This is a genomic window from Pedococcus ginsenosidimutans (assembly GCF_039544395.1).
GTDB lineage: Bacteria > Actinomycetota > Actinomycetes > Actinomycetales > Dermatophilaceae > Pedococcus > Pedococcus ginsenosidimutans.
Genome location: NZ_BAABLO010000004.1, coordinates 36371 through 52041, shown reverse-complemented (window position 1 = coordinate 52041; position 15671 = coordinate 36371). Strand labels below are relative to the sequence as shown.

At 71.8% G+C, this 15671-nt stretch carries 15 protein-coding genes; 8 read left to right on the top strand and 7 right to left on the bottom strand.

Features of this window, described 5'->3' with window-relative positions; genetic code table 11:
* Nucleotides 1–19: 19 nt before the first annotated feature.
* On the bottom strand, nt 20–1033 hold the full coding sequence (locus ABEA42_RS05060) for a DUF4349 domain-containing protein (RefSeq protein WP_345501587.1): 1014 nt from the start codon (nt 1031–1033) through the stop codon (nt 20–22).
* Nucleotides 1034–1151: 118 nt separating this feature from the next.
* Between ABEA42_RS05060 and hemG the strand changes: the two genes are divergently transcribed.
* From hemG to ABEA42_RS05045, 3 genes are all read left to right on the top strand, one after another.
* Nucleotides 1152–2582: a protoporphyrinogen oxidase gene (hemG, locus tag ABEA42_RS05055; protein ID WP_345501586.1), complete on the top strand. Its 1431-nt coding sequence runs from the start codon at nt 1152–1154 to the stop codon at nt 2580–2582.
* Nucleotides 2583–2586: 4 nt separating this feature from the next.
* Nucleotides 2587–3288 (top strand): hydrogen peroxide-dependent heme synthase, encoded by a 702-nt coding sequence (hemQ, locus tag ABEA42_RS05050; protein WP_345501585.1) that lies wholly within the window; start codon nt 2587–2589, stop codon nt 3286–3288.
* A gap of 69 nt (nt 3289–3357) precedes the next feature.
* The gene (locus tag ABEA42_RS05045; protein WP_345501584.1) at nt 3358–4254 is read left to right on the top strand and encodes a cytochrome c oxidase assembly protein; all 897 of its coding nucleotides are present in this window, start codon (nt 3358–3360) and stop codon (nt 4252–4254) included.
* Between the two features lie 119 nt (nt 4255–4373).
* Here ABEA42_RS05045 and ABEA42_RS05040 read toward each other — a convergent pair whose 3' ends face one another.
* Both ABEA42_RS05040 and msrB read right to left on the bottom strand, forming a co-directional pair.
* Nucleotides 4374–5519, bottom strand: coding sequence for a hypothetical protein (locus ABEA42_RS05040; protein ID WP_345501583.1), 1146 nt, complete (start codon nt 5517–5519; stop codon nt 4374–4376).
* A gap of 332 nt (nt 5520–5851) precedes the next feature.
* Complete coding sequence (gene msrB, locus ABEA42_RS05035) at nt 5852–6277, bottom strand: peptide-methionine (R)-S-oxide reductase MsrB (protein ID WP_345502591.1); 426 nt, start codon at nt 6275–6277, stop codon at nt 5852–5854.
* A gap of 138 nt (nt 6278–6415) precedes the next feature.
* Here msrB and ABEA42_RS05030 point away from each other — a divergent pair, with 138 nt between their 5' ends.
* Both ABEA42_RS05030 and ABEA42_RS05025 read left to right on the top strand, forming a co-directional pair.
* On the top strand, nt 6416–8575 hold the full coding sequence (locus ABEA42_RS05030; RefSeq protein WP_345501581.1) for an ATP-dependent DNA ligase: 2160 nt from the start codon (nt 6416–6418) through the stop codon (nt 8573–8575).
* On the top strand, nt 8572–9765 hold the full coding sequence (locus tag ABEA42_RS05025) for an alpha/beta hydrolase family protein (RefSeq protein ID WP_345501580.1): 1194 nt from the start codon (nt 8572–8574) through the stop codon (nt 9763–9765). Before ABEA42_RS05030 ends, ABEA42_RS05025 begins: the two co-directional genes overlap by 4 nt.
* A 15-nt stretch (nt 9766–9780) precedes the next feature.
* On the opposite strand, the gene ABEA42_RS05020 is transcribed toward ABEA42_RS05025, so the two are convergent.
* The 4 genes from ABEA42_RS05020 to ABEA42_RS05005 all read right to left on the bottom strand — a co-directional run bounded on the left by ABEA42_RS05020 (nt 9781) and on the right by ABEA42_RS05005 (nt 13158).
* Nucleotides 9781–10731 carry an HNH endonuclease signature motif containing protein gene (locus tag ABEA42_RS05020; RefSeq protein ID WP_345501579.1) on the bottom strand — a complete coding sequence of 317 codons (951 nt, stop codon included), beginning with the start codon at nt 10729–10731 and terminating at the stop codon, nt 9781–9783.
* A gap of 97 nt (nt 10732–10828) precedes the next feature.
* A complete protein-coding gene (locus ABEA42_RS05015; RefSeq protein WP_345501578.1) occupies nt 10829–11263 on the bottom strand; it encodes a DUF222 domain-containing protein in 435 nt (144 codons plus the stop codon).
* 113 nt (nt 11264–11376) lie between these two features.
* Nucleotides 11377–12324: an aminoglycoside phosphotransferase family protein gene (locus ABEA42_RS05010; protein ID WP_345501577.1), complete on the bottom strand. Its 948-nt coding sequence runs from the start codon at nt 12322–12324 to the stop codon at nt 11377–11379.
* A 108-nt stretch (nt 12325–12432) separates the two neighbouring features.
* Nucleotides 12433–13158 (bottom strand): dihydrofolate reductase family protein, encoded by a 726-nt coding sequence (locus tag ABEA42_RS05005; protein ID WP_345501576.1) that lies wholly within the window; start codon nt 13156–13158, stop codon nt 12433–12435.
* A gap of 32 nt (nt 13159–13190) precedes the next feature.
* Between ABEA42_RS05005 and zapE the strand changes: the two genes are divergently transcribed.
* Genes zapE through ABEA42_RS04990 form a run of 3 tightly spaced genes read left to right on the top strand, consistent with a single transcriptional unit; the run spans nt 13191 to nt 15655 of the window.
* Nucleotides 13191–14207, top strand: coding sequence for a cell division protein ZapE (zapE, locus tag ABEA42_RS05000; protein ID WP_425571984.1), 1017 nt, complete (start codon nt 13191–13193; stop codon nt 14205–14207).
* A gap of 12 nt (nt 14208–14219) precedes the next feature.
* Nucleotides 14220–15185 (top strand): polyphosphate kinase 2 family protein, encoded by a 966-nt coding sequence (locus ABEA42_RS04995; protein ID WP_345501575.1) that lies wholly within the window; start codon nt 14220–14222, stop codon nt 15183–15185.
* 59 nt (nt 15186–15244) lie between these two features.
* Nucleotides 15245–15655 (top strand): VOC family protein, encoded by a 411-nt coding sequence (locus ABEA42_RS04990; protein ID WP_345501574.1) that lies wholly within the window; start codon nt 15245–15247, stop codon nt 15653–15655.
* Nucleotides 15656–15671: the final 16 nt, after the last annotated feature.

Sequence of the window (15671 nt, the reverse complement as noted above, 5' to 3'; positions counted from 1 at the left end):
CCGGCCGAGGGGTTGCCGCTCACTGCGACAGCGTCGCCGGTGCGGCGGTGGCCGGGCGGCGACGCCGTACGACCCACCACACCGGGAGCCCGACCAGGGCGATGAGGACCGCGAAGGGGACCACGGCGCCCACCACGGTGAGGACGACCGTGACCGAGCCCGAGAAGGCGTCCCAGCCACTGCGCAGACCGGCCAGGAACCCGGTCTCGTCGGCCTTCTTCGGGACGATGACGTCCGGCTGCGTGGTCAGGCTGACCTGGATGGGGGAGCGGGCCACGCTGCCCTTGAGCGAGGCCAGCTGTGCTTCGAGCGCCTCGAGGTCCGCCTCCCGGCGGGTGAGCTCGGCCTCCATGGCCACCGTCTGCGTGAGGTCCTTGGCGTCGGCGAGGTAGCCGCGCACCCGGTCGACGCTGATCCGCATCGTCTCCAGCCGGGACTGGGTGTCGACGATCTGCGAACCGACGTCCTCGCTGGAGCTCGTCGACCGGATCACGGTGCCGACCTGCCCGAGGTCGGCGACCACCGAGTCCAGCTTCGTCGAGGGCACCGAGATGGTGATCTCGCCGTAGGTGGTGGCACTGACCCGTGCCGAGGGCTGCACCGGGGTGTCGCCGGCCACGGTGCCGATGTTCTCCGACAGGACCAGCCCGTCGGCGGCGGCGGAGACGGACCTGACCCTGGCGACGGCCTGGCCGATGTCCTTGACCTGCAACGCCACCGACGCCCGTCGCGCGAGGGACTCCTGAGCCGCCTCGAGCGACGCCTGGCTCACCGTCGTGCCCGCAGGCTTGCCCGTCGCGGCCTTGTCGGTCGCCTTGTCCGAGCCGCTGTCGGAGGACGAGGCGCTGTCGCCGGAGGAGCCGGCCGACCCGCCTGCGGGAGCCCCTTCGGCGGGGGCCGGTGCGACCGCCCCCCTGGCGGCGCCGGACGAGGCGTTGCCGCCGGAGCTGCCGCTGCAGCCGGAGAGGGTCGCCGCGGCGAGGAGGACGGCCGCGAGGCCGGCGATGGTGTGGTGCGGACGGTCACGGAACATGGCGACTCCCGAGGTCAACGTCGGTGGGCGAGTGGTGATGACACTGCGACTGCGCCCGGGGGCCCGACGTTCCCACCCCGCGGTGTCGAAACCGTCACGATCTTGAAAGGGTGTGGTCATGGTCGGATCACGGGTCGTCATCGTCGGCGGCGGGATCAGTGGGCTCGCCGCCGCCTGGGAGATGGTGCGTGCGGCTCCCGGCGTCGAGGTCACCGTCCTCGACGCGGCCGACCGGCCCGGGGGAAAGCTGCGCCGAGAGCCCGTCGCCGGTGTGGCCATCGACGTCGGGGCCGAGTCCGTCCTCGCCCGGCGACCCGAGGCGGTCGACCTCATGGCCGAGCTCGGGCTCGGGGAGTCCGTCGTCCACCCGGCGACCACCTCGGCCGCCATCTGGTCGCGCGGCCGGCTGCACCCCATGCCGCGCGGCACCCTGATGGGCATCCCGTCGCCGGCGTCGTCGGCGCTCGGTGTGCTCACCCCGGAGGAGGTGGCGCGCGCCGAGGACGAGCAGGCGTGGACACCCGGCGACGACGAGGACGTGTCCGTCGGTGACTACGTCGCGGGACGGCTCGGCGACGCGGTCGTCGACCGCCTGGTCGAGCCCCTGCTCGCGGGGGTGTACGCGGGTCAGGCACGACGCCTGTCGCTGCGCGCCTGCCTGCCGCAGGTCTACGCGTCGGTGGCCCGGGGCACGAGCCTCACCGAGGCCGCGCGAGTGGCGGCCCAGGCCTCCGCGCTGTCGTCGGCAGGGTCGTCGGCCCCGGTGTTCGCGGGGCTGCACGGGGGAGTGGGACGTCTCGCCGAGGTCCTCACCGAGTCGCTGCGCTCCCACGGGGTGGTGGTCCGCAGCGGCACCATCGCCCGGGAGCTCGTGCGCGACGGTGCCGGCTGGTCGGTGGTCGCCGGCCCGAGGCCGGACCCCCAGCGCTTCGCTGCGGACGCGGTCGTCGTGGCCACTCCCGCACCAGCCACGGCACGGCTCCTCGAGCCGCACGCCCCGGCGGCGAGCGCCGCCCTGCGGGAGGTGGAGTACGCGTCGATGGCCATCGTGACCCTCGCCGTCGACGGGGGCCCCGGGCGCGCACCGCTACCCGGGTCGGGCTTCCTCGTGCCGGCCGTCGACGGCCGCACCATCAAGGCCAGCACCTTCTCGTCGACCAAGTGGGCCTGGACGTCCGAAGTGGCCGGCGACCTGTCGTTCCTGCGGGCATCCGTGGGGCGCTTCGGCGAGACGTCGGACCTGCAGCGTCCTGACGAGGAGCTGGTGGCCGTGGCCGTCGCCGAGGTCAGCGAGGCCCTGGGCCACCAGCTGCCGCGCATCGTCGACACGCACGTCCAGCGCTGGGGCGGGGCGCTGCCGCAGTACACCGTCGGGCACGTCGACCGGGTGGCACGGGTCCGGGCCGCCGCGGCCGCCGTGCCCGGGCTGGCGCTCGCCGGCGCGGCGTACGACGGGGTCGGGATCCCGGCCTGCATCGGCACCGGCCGGGCCGCCGCCCACGCGGTGCTGACCCACCTGAACACCTCTGGCGGAGAAGGCGGAGAATGAGGGCATGAGCAGCAAGCCCACCCCGTCCCGGATCCGCGAGATCAACAGCTCCATCAGGTACGCGATGTGGTCCGTCTTCAGCGTGACGGCACCGCTCGGCGACGACCGCGAGCAGATGGCCAAGGAGGTCGACGCGCTCTTCGGCGAGCTCGAGGAGAAGGGAGTCGTGACCCGCGGCGTCTACGACCTCGGCGGGATGCGGGCCGAGGCCGACTTCATGGTGTGGTGGCACGCCGAGAGGATCGAGGACGTGCAGGCTGCGTACCGCGCGTTCCTGCGGACCGACCTCGGGCACCTCCTCGAACCGACGTGGTCGGCTGCGGCGCTGCACCGGCCGGCTGAGTTCAACAAGAGCCACATCCCGGCGTTCCTCGCCGACGAGGCGCCGAAGGACTTCATCTGCGTCTACCCGTTCGTGCGCTCCTACGAGTGGTACCTGCTCGACGACAAGGAGCGCCGCGACATGCTCCGCGAGCACGGGCAGATGGCGCGCGACTACCCCGACGTGCGGGCCAACACCATCGCCTCGTTCGCCCTCAACGACTACGAGTGGGTGCTGGCGTTCGAGGCCGACGAGCTGCACCGCATCGTCGACCTCATGCGCGAGCTGCGGGCCTCCCGCGCCCGGATGCACGTCCGCGAGGAGCTGCCCTTCCACACCGGTCGCCGCGTCGAGGTGGCTGACCTGGTGGCGTCGCTGCGCTGATGCCACCCCCGCGGCGCGCGCGCCCGGCCTCCTCAGCGCCCTCTCAGCCCGGGCGGTGAGGCTCCGGGGGTGGGAAGCTTCGGGCCCGGTGACCTCCTCAACGCATGGGTGGTGTCGCCCGTAGGGGTGGCGCTCGCCGTAGTGCTGTCCGCCGGCTACGCGTGCATCCTCCTCGCGGTGCGCCGACGCGGTGGGCGACTTCCCGTCCTGCGGGTGGCCACCTTCGCCGTCGTCGGCATCGGCTCGCTCGTGCTGGCGACCTGCGGCGGGATGGCCGCCCACCGCAGCACGTCGTTCGTCGCCGCGGCCGCGCAGTCCGCCGTGCTGGCCGCCATCACCCCGGTCGGTGTTGCCCTCGGTGACCCGGTTGGCCTCGGCCTGCTGGTGCTCCCGGCGGCACGGGCTGCGGCCGCGCGGCGCCTGCTCGCCGGACGGTGGGTGCGCCTGGCCATGTTCCCCCTCTTCGGCTCGGTGCTCGCCACCGTGCTGCACCTCGCGATGTTCGTGACGCCGTGGCTCGCCCGCTCGCTCGACCACGCGTGGCTGCGCGAGGCGACGTACGCCGCGCTGGTGGGCAGCGGGCTCGTGTTCGTGCTGCCGCTGCTGGCCGACGACCTCGCCCCCGCGTGGTGCACGCCCGGGGTGCGGGTCCTCGTCGGGTTCGGGGACGGCCTCCTCGACGCCGTACCCGGCGTGGTGGTGATGGCCTCGCCGGCCCTGCTCGGTGCGCCGGTGGCCGCCTACCTCCGGGCGGCCGACCCGCTGTGGGAGCAGCACGTGGGTGGCGGGGTGATGTTCGGCTTGGCCGAGCTGGTCGGGCTGCCGCTGCTCGCCGCGACGGTGGCGGCGTGGGTGCGGGCCGACCGCGCGGAGGCGGCCGCCGTGGACGCCCGGCTGGACCTCGAACCAGCGTCGGACCGTCCCTGGTGGGAGACCGACCCGCGGTTCCGGCACCCGTCGTCCTGACGTGGGAGGTGCGGCTCCCACGGGGCGAGGCTGCCCACTGGGCGGGGGTCCCGGACGGGTCGCGGGACCCCCGCGTGGGCGTGACGTCGAGAGCCGGCGTCACGCCGGTGGTGTGCGGGTCAGCCCTCGTACTGGAGGCATCCCCGCCCGGTGAGGGCGAAGTCCCTGTTGCTGAACTCCTCCTGGGTGAGGTAGCGGTGCCCGTTGATGACCTGGTTGTACCGGCTGCCCGCGGTGCCGCTCATGGTCCCGTAGACGTAGGCGCACTCGTCGCCGTTCTCGTAGCCGGTCCGGTCGTACCAGCCCGTCACCGTGTCGGGGTCCGTCGCAGCCTCCATGATCTCGTGGCTGGTCGGGCTGATCTCGGTGTCGGCGTCGGGGTTGCCGTTGGGCGACTCGATGATCCCGTGTCCACGGGCGTTGCTCCCGCAGGTGTACCCGACAGGTGACAGGTAGACCGGGAACGGCATGTTCGCGTACACGGTTCCCTGTCCGGTGTCCTGGTTGTGGTACGCGCAGTACGCGGCGCTCGGCTGGTGGTTGATGGTGCAGGCGTTGTCCGCGGTGAGCGTCGAACCGGCGAAGAAGCACGACTCGACGTGCTTGGGCAGGAACATGACGTAGATGTGGCCGTAGTCCACCGGCATGTCCTTGGCCGCCACGATGCGGTTGGTCTCGGCGATGACCTGGCTGTCGTCGAGGCAGGCGTCGTAGCCGCTGAGGTCGGCGTAGATGTTGCTCGTGTCGTTGGCTGCGACCTCGCACCCGTCGGCCGGCAGGGGAGCGGTGTCGGTGACCGCCTTCGTGAGCTTCATCTTGTAGCGCATGACGCCGTTGCTGCCGAAGTACTCGTTCAGCGTCGAGTAGACGTTGGTGTGGCTCCCGCTGTCGGCGGCCACGTCGGCGAGGTACTTGCGGATGATGGACGTGTAGGCGGGATCCATGGTGTGCCCGGCCGGCGTCCAGAAGATGGGCGTCACGAACAACGGTCCCGTCTGCTTCGTACCCATCACCGGGCCGCCGTGGAAGATCAGCGGCGGGGTGCCGACGGCCGCGTCACTGGTGGTGCTGGTCGGTGGCCCGGACGTCGAGGTCGAGGTCGCCGACGTGGCGCACCCGGTGGAGGACGAGACCGCTCGGGTGACGCCGCGGAGCCGGGCGTTGCCCGGCGCGCTGGCCTGTGCCGAGCACGCCACCGTGGCATGGCTGGTCGAGGTGGAGTCGGTCGTCGCAGCGCCTGCCGCACTGACGGCGGCGCCGGTCAACAGCGCCGTAGCCGAGGCTGCGAGAACCGCAATTGCTCTGCCCTTGTTACGCATTCGTGGATTCACTGGGAACCCCTTCCGACGTGCCGGCGCCAAGGTCTCCGCACGACTGGCGCTCGAGTGCACCCCACGATCGGTGGGGTGCACGGCACCGGAAACGGTCCGCCGGGGGCAGGTCGCTGTCAACGAGTTGCCGGACTACCCCAGGGTGACGACGGCGGGTGTCCCCGGCTACGCGTTTGGCACGACGGCGAGCCGTCGAGGTCGTCGGGTGACGACCTCGACGGCTCCGGTGTCGGTCAGGGCCGGTGTCGGTCAGGCCCCGGTGTCGGTCAGGCCCCGGCGGCGGGGCGCAGCGTCATCGAGATGGAGTTGATGCAGAAGCGCTGGTCGGTCGGGGTGTCGTAGCCCTCGCCCTCGAAGACGTGGCCCAGGTGGCTGCCGCAGCTCGCGCAACGGACCTCGACCCGCTTCATCCCCATCGAGTGGTCCTCGATGTACTCGACGCTGTCACCGGCGAGCGGGGAGTAGAAGGACGGCCAGCCGCAGTGGCTGTCGAACTTCGTGCCCGAGGTGAACAGCTCCGCACCGCAGGCGCGACAGGCGTACACGCCCTCCGTTTTGGTGTCGGTGTACTCCCCGACGTACGGCCGCTCGGTGCCCGCCTGGCGCAGCACCTGGTACTCCGCCGGGCTGAGCTCGGCGCGCCACTCGTCCTCGGACTTGGTCACGGCGTACGTGCGGTCGGTCTTCTCCATGCTCACGTCACGACTCCTTCGGTTCAGTCTCACGCCCTGTGCAACGCGGCCGGGGGCGAAATTGGTCCCGGGGCGGTCGCCGGGGTCTCCCCGCCATTGTCCCGGGTCCCTGACGGGCCCGCCGGATAGGGTCGGGCCATGGCGGCAGTGGCGACGACGGTGGAGGTCCCCGGGGGGCCCTGGGGCGACACGCGGGAGGTGCGCATCTCCAGCCCGGACCGGCTGATCTGGCCCGACGACGGCATCACCAAGCTCGACCTCGCGCAGTACGCCGTGGACGTGCGGGACGGGTTCATGAACGCGCTGGGTCATCGCCCGGTGACGCTCCAGCGCTTCCCCGACGGCATCACGGGCGAGGAGTTCTGGACGAAGAACCCGCCCAAGGGCATGCCCGACTTCATCACGCCGGTGATGTGCACCTACCCCTCGGGGCGCCGGCACCTGCAGGTCGTGGTCGACGAGCCCGCGGCCGTCGTGTGGGGCATGCAGATGAACACCGTGACCTTCCACCCCTGGCCGGTGCGCACCGCGGACGTCGACCGGCCCGACGAGCTGCGGATCGACCTCGACCCCCAGCCGGGCCGCACCTTCGCCGACGCGGTGGAGGCGGCGGTCGCCCTGCGCGAGCTCCTCACCGAGATCGGGCTCACCGGGTGGGCCAAGACCTCCGGCAACCGCGGCGTGCACGTGTTCGTCCGGGTCGCCCCGACCCACGAGTTCCTCGACGTGCGCCACGGGGTCATCGGTATCGCGCGTGAGCTCGAGCGCCGCCTGCCCGACCTCGTCACCTCCTCCTGGTGGAAGGAGGAGCGGGGCGAACGGGTGTTCGTCGACTTCAACCAGGCGTGCCGCGACCGCACCATCGCGTCTGCGTACAGCCCGCGTCCGCTGCCCGGTGCACCGGTGAGCATGCCGCTGGGCTGGGACCAGCTCGTCGGCGTCGACCCGGGGGAGTTCACCGTGCGGACCGTGCCGGCGATCCTCGCGGACTCGGGCGACGCGTGGGCCGGGATGGACGAGGCCGTGGGTGACGTCACCGGCGCGATCGCGCTGTGGGACAAGGACATCCACGAGCGAGGGCTCGGCGAGCTCAACTTCCCGCCGGACTACCCGAAGATGCCGGGGGAGCCGCCGCGCGTGCAACCGAGCAAGCGGCGCAAGGACAAGACCGACGAGGACTACATGACGCCGAAGGCCGACCGCGACGCCGAGCTGCGGGCGCGGTGGGGGCCGGTCGTGCCACCGGTCGCGCCGATGCTGGCCAAGCCGGTCAAGGACATTCCCGAGGGCGACTACCTGTTCGAGCCCAAGTGGGACGGGTTCCGATCGATCATCTTCCGGTCGGGTGACTCGGTGGAGATCGGCAGCCGCAACGAGAAGCCGATGACGCGCTACTTCCCCGAGGTCGTCGAGGCGGTGCTCGAGAACTTCCCGGACCAGGCCGTGGTCGACGGGGAGATCGTCGTGGTGGGGGGTTCTGGCGACCGGCTCGACTTCGAGGCGCTGCAGCAGCGCATCCACCCCGCGGCCAGCCGGGTGAAGAGGCTCGCTGCCGAGACGCCGGCGCAGTTCGTGGCGTTCGACCTGCTGTCGCTGGGCGGGGACGACCTCACCGGACGGCCGTTCGAGGAGCGCAGAGCCTTGCTGGAGAAGGCTTTCGGGGAGGTAGAGGCGCCCATCCACCTGACCCGGGCCACCCGCGACCCGGCGGTGGCGCGGGAGTGGTTCGAGCAGTTCGAGGGCGCCGGGCTCGACGGTGTGATCGCGAAACCGCTGTCGGGCACCTACGAGCAGGACAAGCGGACCATGCTCAAGATCAAGCACGTCCGCACCGCAGACTGCGTGGTGGCGGGGTACCGCACCCACAAGACGGGTGACGACCTCGTCGGGTCGCTGATGCTGGGCCTCTACGACGACGCGGGATCCCTCATGAGCGTCGGGGTGATCGGTGCGTTCCCGATGGCTCGCCGCAAGGAGCTCTTCGAGGAGCTGCAGCCACTGGTCACGACCTTCGACGACCACCCGTGGGCGTGGGCGAAGGAGGAGGCCGGCACCCGGACCCCCACCAGCGGGGCCACGAGCCGCTGGAACGCCGGCAAGGACCTCTCCTTCACCCCGCTGCGACCCGAGCGGGTCGTCGAGGTGAAGTACGACCACATGGAGGGCGTCCGCTTCCGCCACACGGCGCAGTTCGTGCGCTGGCGCGACGACCGCGACCCGGAGTCCTGCACCTACGAGCAGCTGGAGGAACCGGTGAGCTTCGACCTGGCCGACGTCCTGGGCGAGCCCGGCCGATGAGCACGTCGACCACGACCGCTGGGGGAGCCGGCAGGGGCCCGCTGAGGACGACCGCGACGGTGGCCGGGGTGACCGGGGGCGCCTTGGCGGCGACCGCGGCGGTGTCCTCGGTCGGCGCGGCCGCCTACTTCGCACGACGGGCGCTCACCCCCGACCGGCAGCGGCCCGACGACACCTCGATCCTTGCCGTCGACGAGGACGTCGTGACCCTCGGCCTGACGCCGGAGACGGTGATGCCGGGTCGCTACGGACTGTGGCTCGACCAGTCGACCGGGCACGCGCGGCTGGGCGACCTGCTCGACGTCGACGAGGAGCGCGGACGCGTACGGCGCGAGGTGCTCGGGGTCGACCGTGGCCACCTCGCGCCCGGCTTCGGGCGGTGGAACCAGTACTTCTACGCCGGACCGCCGGACCGGGCGCTCGGGGTGCGGACGGAGTACGTCGACGTGCTGACCGAGCTGGGGACGATGCCGGCCTGGGTGGTCCGTTCCACCACCCCCTCCACGCGGTGGGCCGTCCTCGTGCACGGCCGTGGCGCCCGGCGCGACGAGGGGCTGCGTGCCGTGCGGCCGCTGGTGGAGAACGGCGTCAACGTGATCGTGCCGTCCTACCGCAACGACCTCGGAGCCCGGCGCGGCGCCGACGGGCGGTACAACCTGGGGCTGTCGGAGTGGCGCGACATCGAGGACGCCGGCCTGTGGGCCGTGCAGCAGGGCGCCCGTGAGCTGGTGCTGGTCGGGTGGTCGATGGGTGGGGCGATCGTGCTGCAGACGTTGAGCCGTTCGTGGCTCGCCGACCACGTCAGCCACGTCGTCCTCGACGCCCCGGTCGTCGACTGGACCGACGTCCTGCGCCACCATGCCCGCATCCACGGCATCCCCGACCCGATCGGCGGGCTCAGCCGCGTCCTCATGGGCAAGCGCTGGGCACGGCGGCTCGTCGGCGTGCACGACCCGGTCGACGTGGCCGAGACCGACTGGGTGAGCCGGGCAGGGGAGCTGCGCCACCGCATGCTGGTCATTCACTCCGTCGACGACGAGTTCGTCCCGGTGGGGCCTTCGCAGGCGCTGGCCGCGGGCCGCCCGGACCTGGTGACCATGGAGCGCTGGGAGACTGCACGGCACACCAAGGAGTGGAACGTCGACCCGGAGCGGTGGGAGCGCTCGGTCGCCGACTTCGTCAGCAGCTAGCAGTCCCCTGCCGCGTCAGAGGACGCGGATGAGCCCGCGGTCGGGATTGGCGGGGTCGTCGAGCCAGGACACGAACTCGGGTTCAGGCTCGAGTGCTGGTTCAGGTTCGGGGGCTGCCGAGCGTGGTGGTACGGGTGGTGGCAGGACGGTGAGGCGTCGTCGGCCGAGGTCGGTGTCAGGTGGGAGCTCGAGGTCGGTCCATCGGAGGGGTCCGCCGGTGGGTGGGCGGTAGGTGCCCGGGGGAGGTTCGGGGTCGGCGTCCGGTGATAGTGCGGTTTCGTGGGGTCGGGGTGGGCGGACGGGTAGTCCGTACCGGTTGGTCACCATCAGCCCGTCGGGGCGGGTGGGGTCGCCGGTGATGGTGTGGTCGCCGCGGTCGATGCCGTCATGGTGGACCGTGCAGAGCAGGACCTGGTTGGCGAGGTCGGTGCGGCCGCCGTCGGCCCAGGGGGTGAGGTGGTGGACCTCGGTGAAGGCGGTGGTGGTGCAGCCGGGGAACCGGCACCCGGGGTCGCGGTCGTGGATGAGGCGTCGGGTGCGCTCGGGCAGGATCCGCATCGCCCGCCCCACCGACACCGGGGTGCCCTCGGTCTCCCAGACGGGCTGCACCGTGCCGTCGCTGATGAACCGGCCGAGCAGTCGCAGTGGGATCGCGTGCCCACCGGACACCCAGGCGACGTCGGTGTCCAGGTGCAGGTACACCCGGTAGTGCGACGCCCGGGACGTCGACGTCACCGAGGCGAGGGACCGGGTGGCCATCTCCTCCAACGCATCCGCGTACGTGGGCAGGCCTGCGTGCCGGTCGTCCCCCGCGTCGTGGTCGACAAAGCTGTCGGCAGCTGCGGTGTCGCGGCGGCGGGTGAACAACGCGTCCTTGGCCTCCCTCACCGCCTGCTCCACCAGCGCGCCGATGGTCGCCGGCGCGGAGTACCGCAGCTGGAACCGGCCATCGGCGTCGTAGCTCATCGACAGCTCCGGCTTTGCACACGCCCTTTGCTCTGACACCGACCGAGTTTCAGCCGGGAGCGGCTCAACGCCGACGGTCGTTTCGTTCTCGGCCCCGTCAGCGGGTGGCCGGTGGGGCGGGGAAGGCGTGTCGGGCCACCGCGCGGCGCAGCTGCGGCACCGTGGCCTCGCGGGCCGGGGCGGTGACCGAGGCCTGGTGGCTGGCCGGGACGGCGCGGGCGATGACCGCGACCTGGTCCAGCGACAGCTCACCCGCCTCCAGCGCAGCGGACGCCTCGACCAGCTCGGACCTACGCCGGGCGACCCGCACCACGTCGCCGGCGTGCGCCGGGGACAGCCCGGCCCGCACGACCAGGTGGTGCTCCGGGGTCTTGAACCCACCATCACCCCAGTGCCGGTCCTCGATCAGCTCGGCAGCGATGTCGACCAGTTCCGCCTGCGCCCGGTTCAACCGCCCCGCCACTGTCGCGGTGCGCGCCCACAGCTGCTGCTGCCGGCGGTGCCGGGACTGCGCGAGCGGGCTGGTCGACATACCCCAATCGTACAGGTGTTCGAACGACAGCGGAAGGCTGTCCACAGCGAATTGTCTTGCCGTGCAACGACATTTGCGTCCCGAGACAGGTCCATCGACCAGTCCGGAGCAGGTCAGGTGGAGGTGCTGAAGTCGTCGAGGATCGCGTCGACGATCCGACGCGACTGCCCTGCTGAGTGCTCGTCCTCGTCCTCGAGGTCGTTGGCCAGGTTGCTCAGCGTCTTCCACAGGGCCCACCCGCGCCCACGCGCCCACGTCGAGGCGTCGATGCCGAGCCGTTCGCGAAGGAGGCGGCGCCCGGGGAGGTCGAGCACGGTCCAGGCGACGGCCAGGTCGCAGGACGGGTCGCCGACCCCGCAGGTCCCGAAGTCGATGACCGCGGCGAGCCTGCCCCGGTCGAGCAGGAGGTTCCCCGCTGCGAGGTCGCCGTGGAACCACGTGTCCACGCCGTCCCATCGAGCCTCCAGGGAGTCGTCCCACGCGGCAGCAGCCAGCCTGACCTCGACCTGGCCGTCGAGCCGTGCGAGGGCGTCCCGAGCCGTCGCGTCGAAGGTGCGCAGGGTCCCGCCTCGGAACCAGTTGTGGACGCCCGGCTGCGGACCACCCGTGGGGTCGATGCCCCGCATCGCCAGCAGGAAGTCGGTCACGTCCTCGGCGAACCCCATCGGGTCGGTGAGGGTGGACGGGGCGGCCGGCTCGCCCGGGAGCCACCGGTAGACCGACCAGCGGAACGGGTACCCGGCTCCCGGCATCCCCTGGGCCAACGGCTCGGGGGTCGGGACCGGGAGCTGTTCGGCCAGCTCGGGCAGCCAACGATGCTCCTTCTCGACTGCCAGCGCGTACTCCGCGGCGCTGGGCAGCCGCACGAGCATGTCGTCCGCGAGGCGAAAGGTGAAGTTGTCCCATCCCGGGGTGGGCACCGGTGAGACGGGCAGGTCCGCCCAGTGGGGGAACTGGTCTGCGACGAGATCGCGGACGGTGTCCACGTCGAGGGACAGCCTTCGCGGCACCGGGCCGCGATCGGGCACCTCCACCACCGACTCGCGACTCTCAGGACTCATGGCCCCGCAGGCTACCCAGAGGCAGCTCGCAGACACGACGGCTTTTGGGCAGGGCGGCGACGCGCGCGCACCAGTCGGCCGGGCAGTGGGCCGGAGGCGGTCAGCGGCTCAGCGGTCGACGCGCCAGCGACCGAGCACCGTGCCGTCCTCCTCGAGCATCACCATCGGCGTCAGCGCCAGGTCCACCGACGGCCCGGCGGTGATCCGGCCCGGCCCGCCACCGACGAGTGTCGGCGCCCAGGTCAGGTCGACTTCGTCGACCACCCCGGCGTCGAGCATGGCCCCGAAGAGTGAGGGGCCGCCCTCGGACAGGATGCGTCGAAAACCCTTGTCCTCCAACGATTTCCTCGCCGCGACCAGGTCAACACGGTCGGAGCCGACGACGATGACGTTCTCGTCGCCGAGGACCGCGCGCGCCCGCTCGACGTCCGCCGACGCCGCAGCCTCGCAGGTGACGAGCAGGGCGCTGCCCCTGGGAGAAGTCATGGCCGCGACCGTGGACGGCAGGCGGCCGCGGTTGCTGACCACAGCGAGGACAGGAGCATCGGGGTCCTCGTCCCGCAGCGCCGGGTACCCCTCTGCACGCACCGTCCCCGCACCGACGACCACCACGTCCGAGAGGCTGCGCAGCAGCGAGAAGACGGTGAAGTCCGCCGGCGTGTTGATGCTGCCCGAACGGCCGTCGCCACCGGTCACGGCGCCGTCCAGGGAGGACACGAAGTTCGCCCGGAGCCACGACCGGTCGTCGGGCGTGGCGTAGAGGGACCGCAGGGTCGCCTCGTCCACCTGGGTGCCGGGTGCGGGGGTGCCGGACTCGCTGAGCAGCAGGCGCATGGCGTGGAGTCTGCCTCACCTACGCTGCCTGCGTGGCCTCCCTCACCGACCGCTCGCCGAAGCTCGACCGCGACCGCCTCGTGCGCGACCTCGTGCCCCCGCCGCGCTTCGACGGGGAACGCTTCTCGACCTACCGGCCGGACCCGGCGGAGCCGAGCCAGGCCGCCGCGGTGCAGCGACTCGAGGAGTACGCCGCCGGGCTGGCCGGCGTTGGCAACGGCAACGGCAACGGCAAGGGCCTCTTCGGCCGACGACGCAAGCGGGCGCAGGCGGGCCGGGGCATCTACCTCGACGGGGGGTTCGGTGTCGGGAAGACCCACCTGCTGGCCAGCCTGTGGCACGCGGCGTCGGGCCCGAAGTCGTTCGGGACGTTCGTCGAGTACACCAACCTCGTCGGCGCGCTGGGGTTCGCGCAGACCGTGGAGGCGCTGAGCGGTCACCAGCTGGTGTGCATCGACGAGTTCGAGCTCGACGACCCCGGCGACACCGTGCTCATGGCCACACTGCTGGCTCGTCTCACCGAGGCCGGCGTCTCGCTGGCCGCGACGAGCAACACGTTGCCCGACGCGCTGGGGGAGGGACGCTTCGCGGCAGAGGACTTCCTGCGCGAGATCCAGGCGCTGGCCTCGAGGTTCGACGTCGTCACGGTCGACGGACCCGACTACCGGCACCGTGACTCGCTCGAGAGCCCCCCGCCGCTCGACGAGGCGGAGGTGCACTCGGCGACCGAGCGCGAGGGCGCGGTCCTCGACCACTTCGTCGACGTCACGCGCCACCTGTCGACGGTCCACCCCAGTAGGTACCGCGCCATGCTCGACGGCGTGACGGCAGTGGGCTGGACGCACGTGCGCGCCGTCACGGACCAGGCGGTCGCGCTGCGCCTGGTCGTCCTCGCCGACCGGCTCTACGACGAGGACATCCCGGTCTTCGCCAGCGGACTGCCGCTGGGAGAGATCTTCTCCCCGGAGATGCTGGCAGGGGGGTACCGCAAGAAGTACTTCCGCGCGGTCTCCCGCCTCACAGCCCTCGCGCGGGGTGACGACCGGTGACAGGATGCGCCAATGGCGAAGAAGGACAAGAAGTCCAGCGGTTCCGGCAAGGCGGCAGGGGTGCCGGCAGCGGCCAGGGCCGACCGCTCCAAGAAGGCCAGCAAGCACCCTGACAGCAAGGCCGCGAAGGCCACTGCCCTCGCGCCCGTGTCCTTCAGCGAGGCGCTCCGCGTGCGGGAAGGCTTCATCCTCGCGGAGTGCGACCCCCGGTCGACCCCGGCGTTCGACGGCGACAAGGCCGCCGGCCAGAAGGCCCTGGCGGCGCGGGCCGGTGAGATCGGTGAGTTCCAGGAGCGCCTCTACGCCGAGTCCAAGATGGACGGCCAGCGGTCGCTCCTGCTCGTCGTGCAGGGGATGGACACCTCCGGCAAGGGCGGCATCATGCGCCACGTCGTCGGCGAGATGGACCCTCAGGGGGTCCGCTACACCTCGTTCAAGGCACCGTCGGCGGAGGAGCGCAGCCACCCGTTCCTGTGGCGCATCCGCAACGCCCTCCCGCACTCCGGCCAGGTGGGGGTGTTCGACCGCTCGCAGTACGAGGACGTCCTGGTCGTCCGGGTGCACGACCTGGTCCCCAGGGCGACGTGGTCGCGCCGCTACGCGCAGATCAACGCGTTCGAGGAGAAGGTCGTCGCCGACGGCACCGTGATCGTCAAGGTGATGATGCACATCTCGCCCGACGAGCAGAAGGCGCGCCTCGGGCGGCGGCTGGCCCGCCCGGACAAGCAGTGGAAGTACAACCCCGGCGACGTCGACGAGCGGATGTTCTGGCCGCAGTACCAGGAGGCCTACCAGGCCGTCCTGGACCGGACGTCCACGGACGCAGCGCCGTGGTACGTCGTCCCGGCCGACCGCAAGTGGTACGCGCGCCTCGCGGTGCAGAGCCTCGTCCTCGAGCACCTCGAGGCCATGGACCCGCAGTGGCCGGCGGTCGACTACGACGTGGCCGCAGAGCAGAAGCGCCTGCGCGCCACCTGAGCGATGAGTTCCGGGCTCACGCCGGGTCTGCCCTTGCACAACCCCATCGAGGAGCCGTCATGCCAGACCAGAACGCGTCCACGTCCACCACGTCACCGCTGCGGGGCTCGGAAGCCTTCAGCGGGTTCTCCGTCCCGGACACCGGGGCCGCGAGGCGCTTCTACGAGCAGGTGCTCGGTCTCGAGGTGAGCGAGGCGAACGGCATCCTGACCCTCCACCTGGGCGGGGGCCACCGGGCCATCGCCTACCCCAAGCCCGGCCACGTGCCAGCGGGCTTCACGGTGCTCAACTTCCCGGTCGCCGACATCGACTCGGCCGTCGCCGAGCTGAGCGCCCGAGGCGTGAGCTTCGAGCGCTACGAGGGGACCCCGATGGAGACCGACGAGCACGGTGTGTTCCGTGGCGGCGGACCACTCATCGCGTGGTTCACCGACCCCGCGGGGAACGTGTTCTCGGTCATCCAGGACTGACCCACCGACGGGCGCA

Excerpts from the sequence above, each read along its gene's own strand:
- hemG (WP_345501586.1), top strand. The coding sequence starts at position 1,152 with ATGGTCGGATCACGGGTCGTCATCGTCGGCGGCGGGATCAGTGGGCTC.
- ABEA42_RS05010 (WP_345501577.1), bottom strand. The coding sequence starts at position 12,324 with ATGAGTCCTGAGAGTCGCGAGTCGGTGGTGGAGGTGCCCGATCGCGGC.
- ABEA42_RS05005 (WP_345501576.1), bottom strand. The coding sequence starts at position 13,158 with ATGCGCCTGCTGCTCAGCGAGTCCGGCACCCCCGCACCCGGCACCCAG.
- ABEA42_RS04995 (WP_345501575.1), top strand. The coding sequence starts at position 14,220 with ATGGCGAAGAAGGACAAGAAGTCCAGCGGTTCCGGCAAGGCGGCAGGG.
- ABEA42_RS05015 (WP_345501578.1), bottom strand. The coding sequence starts at position 11,263 with ATGTCGACCAGCCCGCTCGCGCAGTCCCGGCACCGCCGGCAGCAGCAG.
- ABEA42_RS04990 (WP_345501574.1), top strand. The coding sequence starts at position 15,245 with ATGCCAGACCAGAACGCGTCCACGTCCACCACGTCACCGCTGCGGGGC.
- ABEA42_RS05030 (WP_345501581.1), top strand. The coding sequence starts at position 6,416 with ATGGCGGCAGTGGCGACGACGGTGGAGGTCCCCGGGGGGCCCTGGGGC.
- ABEA42_RS05025 (WP_345501580.1), top strand. The coding sequence starts at position 8,572 with ATGAGCACGTCGACCACGACCGCTGGGGGAGCCGGCAGGGGCCCGCTG.
- ABEA42_RS05020 (WP_345501579.1), bottom strand. The coding sequence starts at position 10,731 with ATGAGCTACGACGCCGATGGCCGGTTCCAGCTGCGGTACTCCGCGCCG.
- msrB (WP_345502591.1), bottom strand. The coding sequence starts at position 6,277 with ATGGAGAAGACCGACCGCACGTACGCCGTGACCAAGTCCGAGGACGAG.
- ABEA42_RS05060 (WP_345501587.1), bottom strand. The coding sequence starts at position 1,033 with ATGTTCCGTGACCGTCCGCACCACACCATCGCCGGCCTCGCGGCCGTC.
- hemQ (WP_345501585.1), top strand. The coding sequence starts at position 2,587 with ATGAGCAGCAAGCCCACCCCGTCCCGGATCCGCGAGATCAACAGCTCC.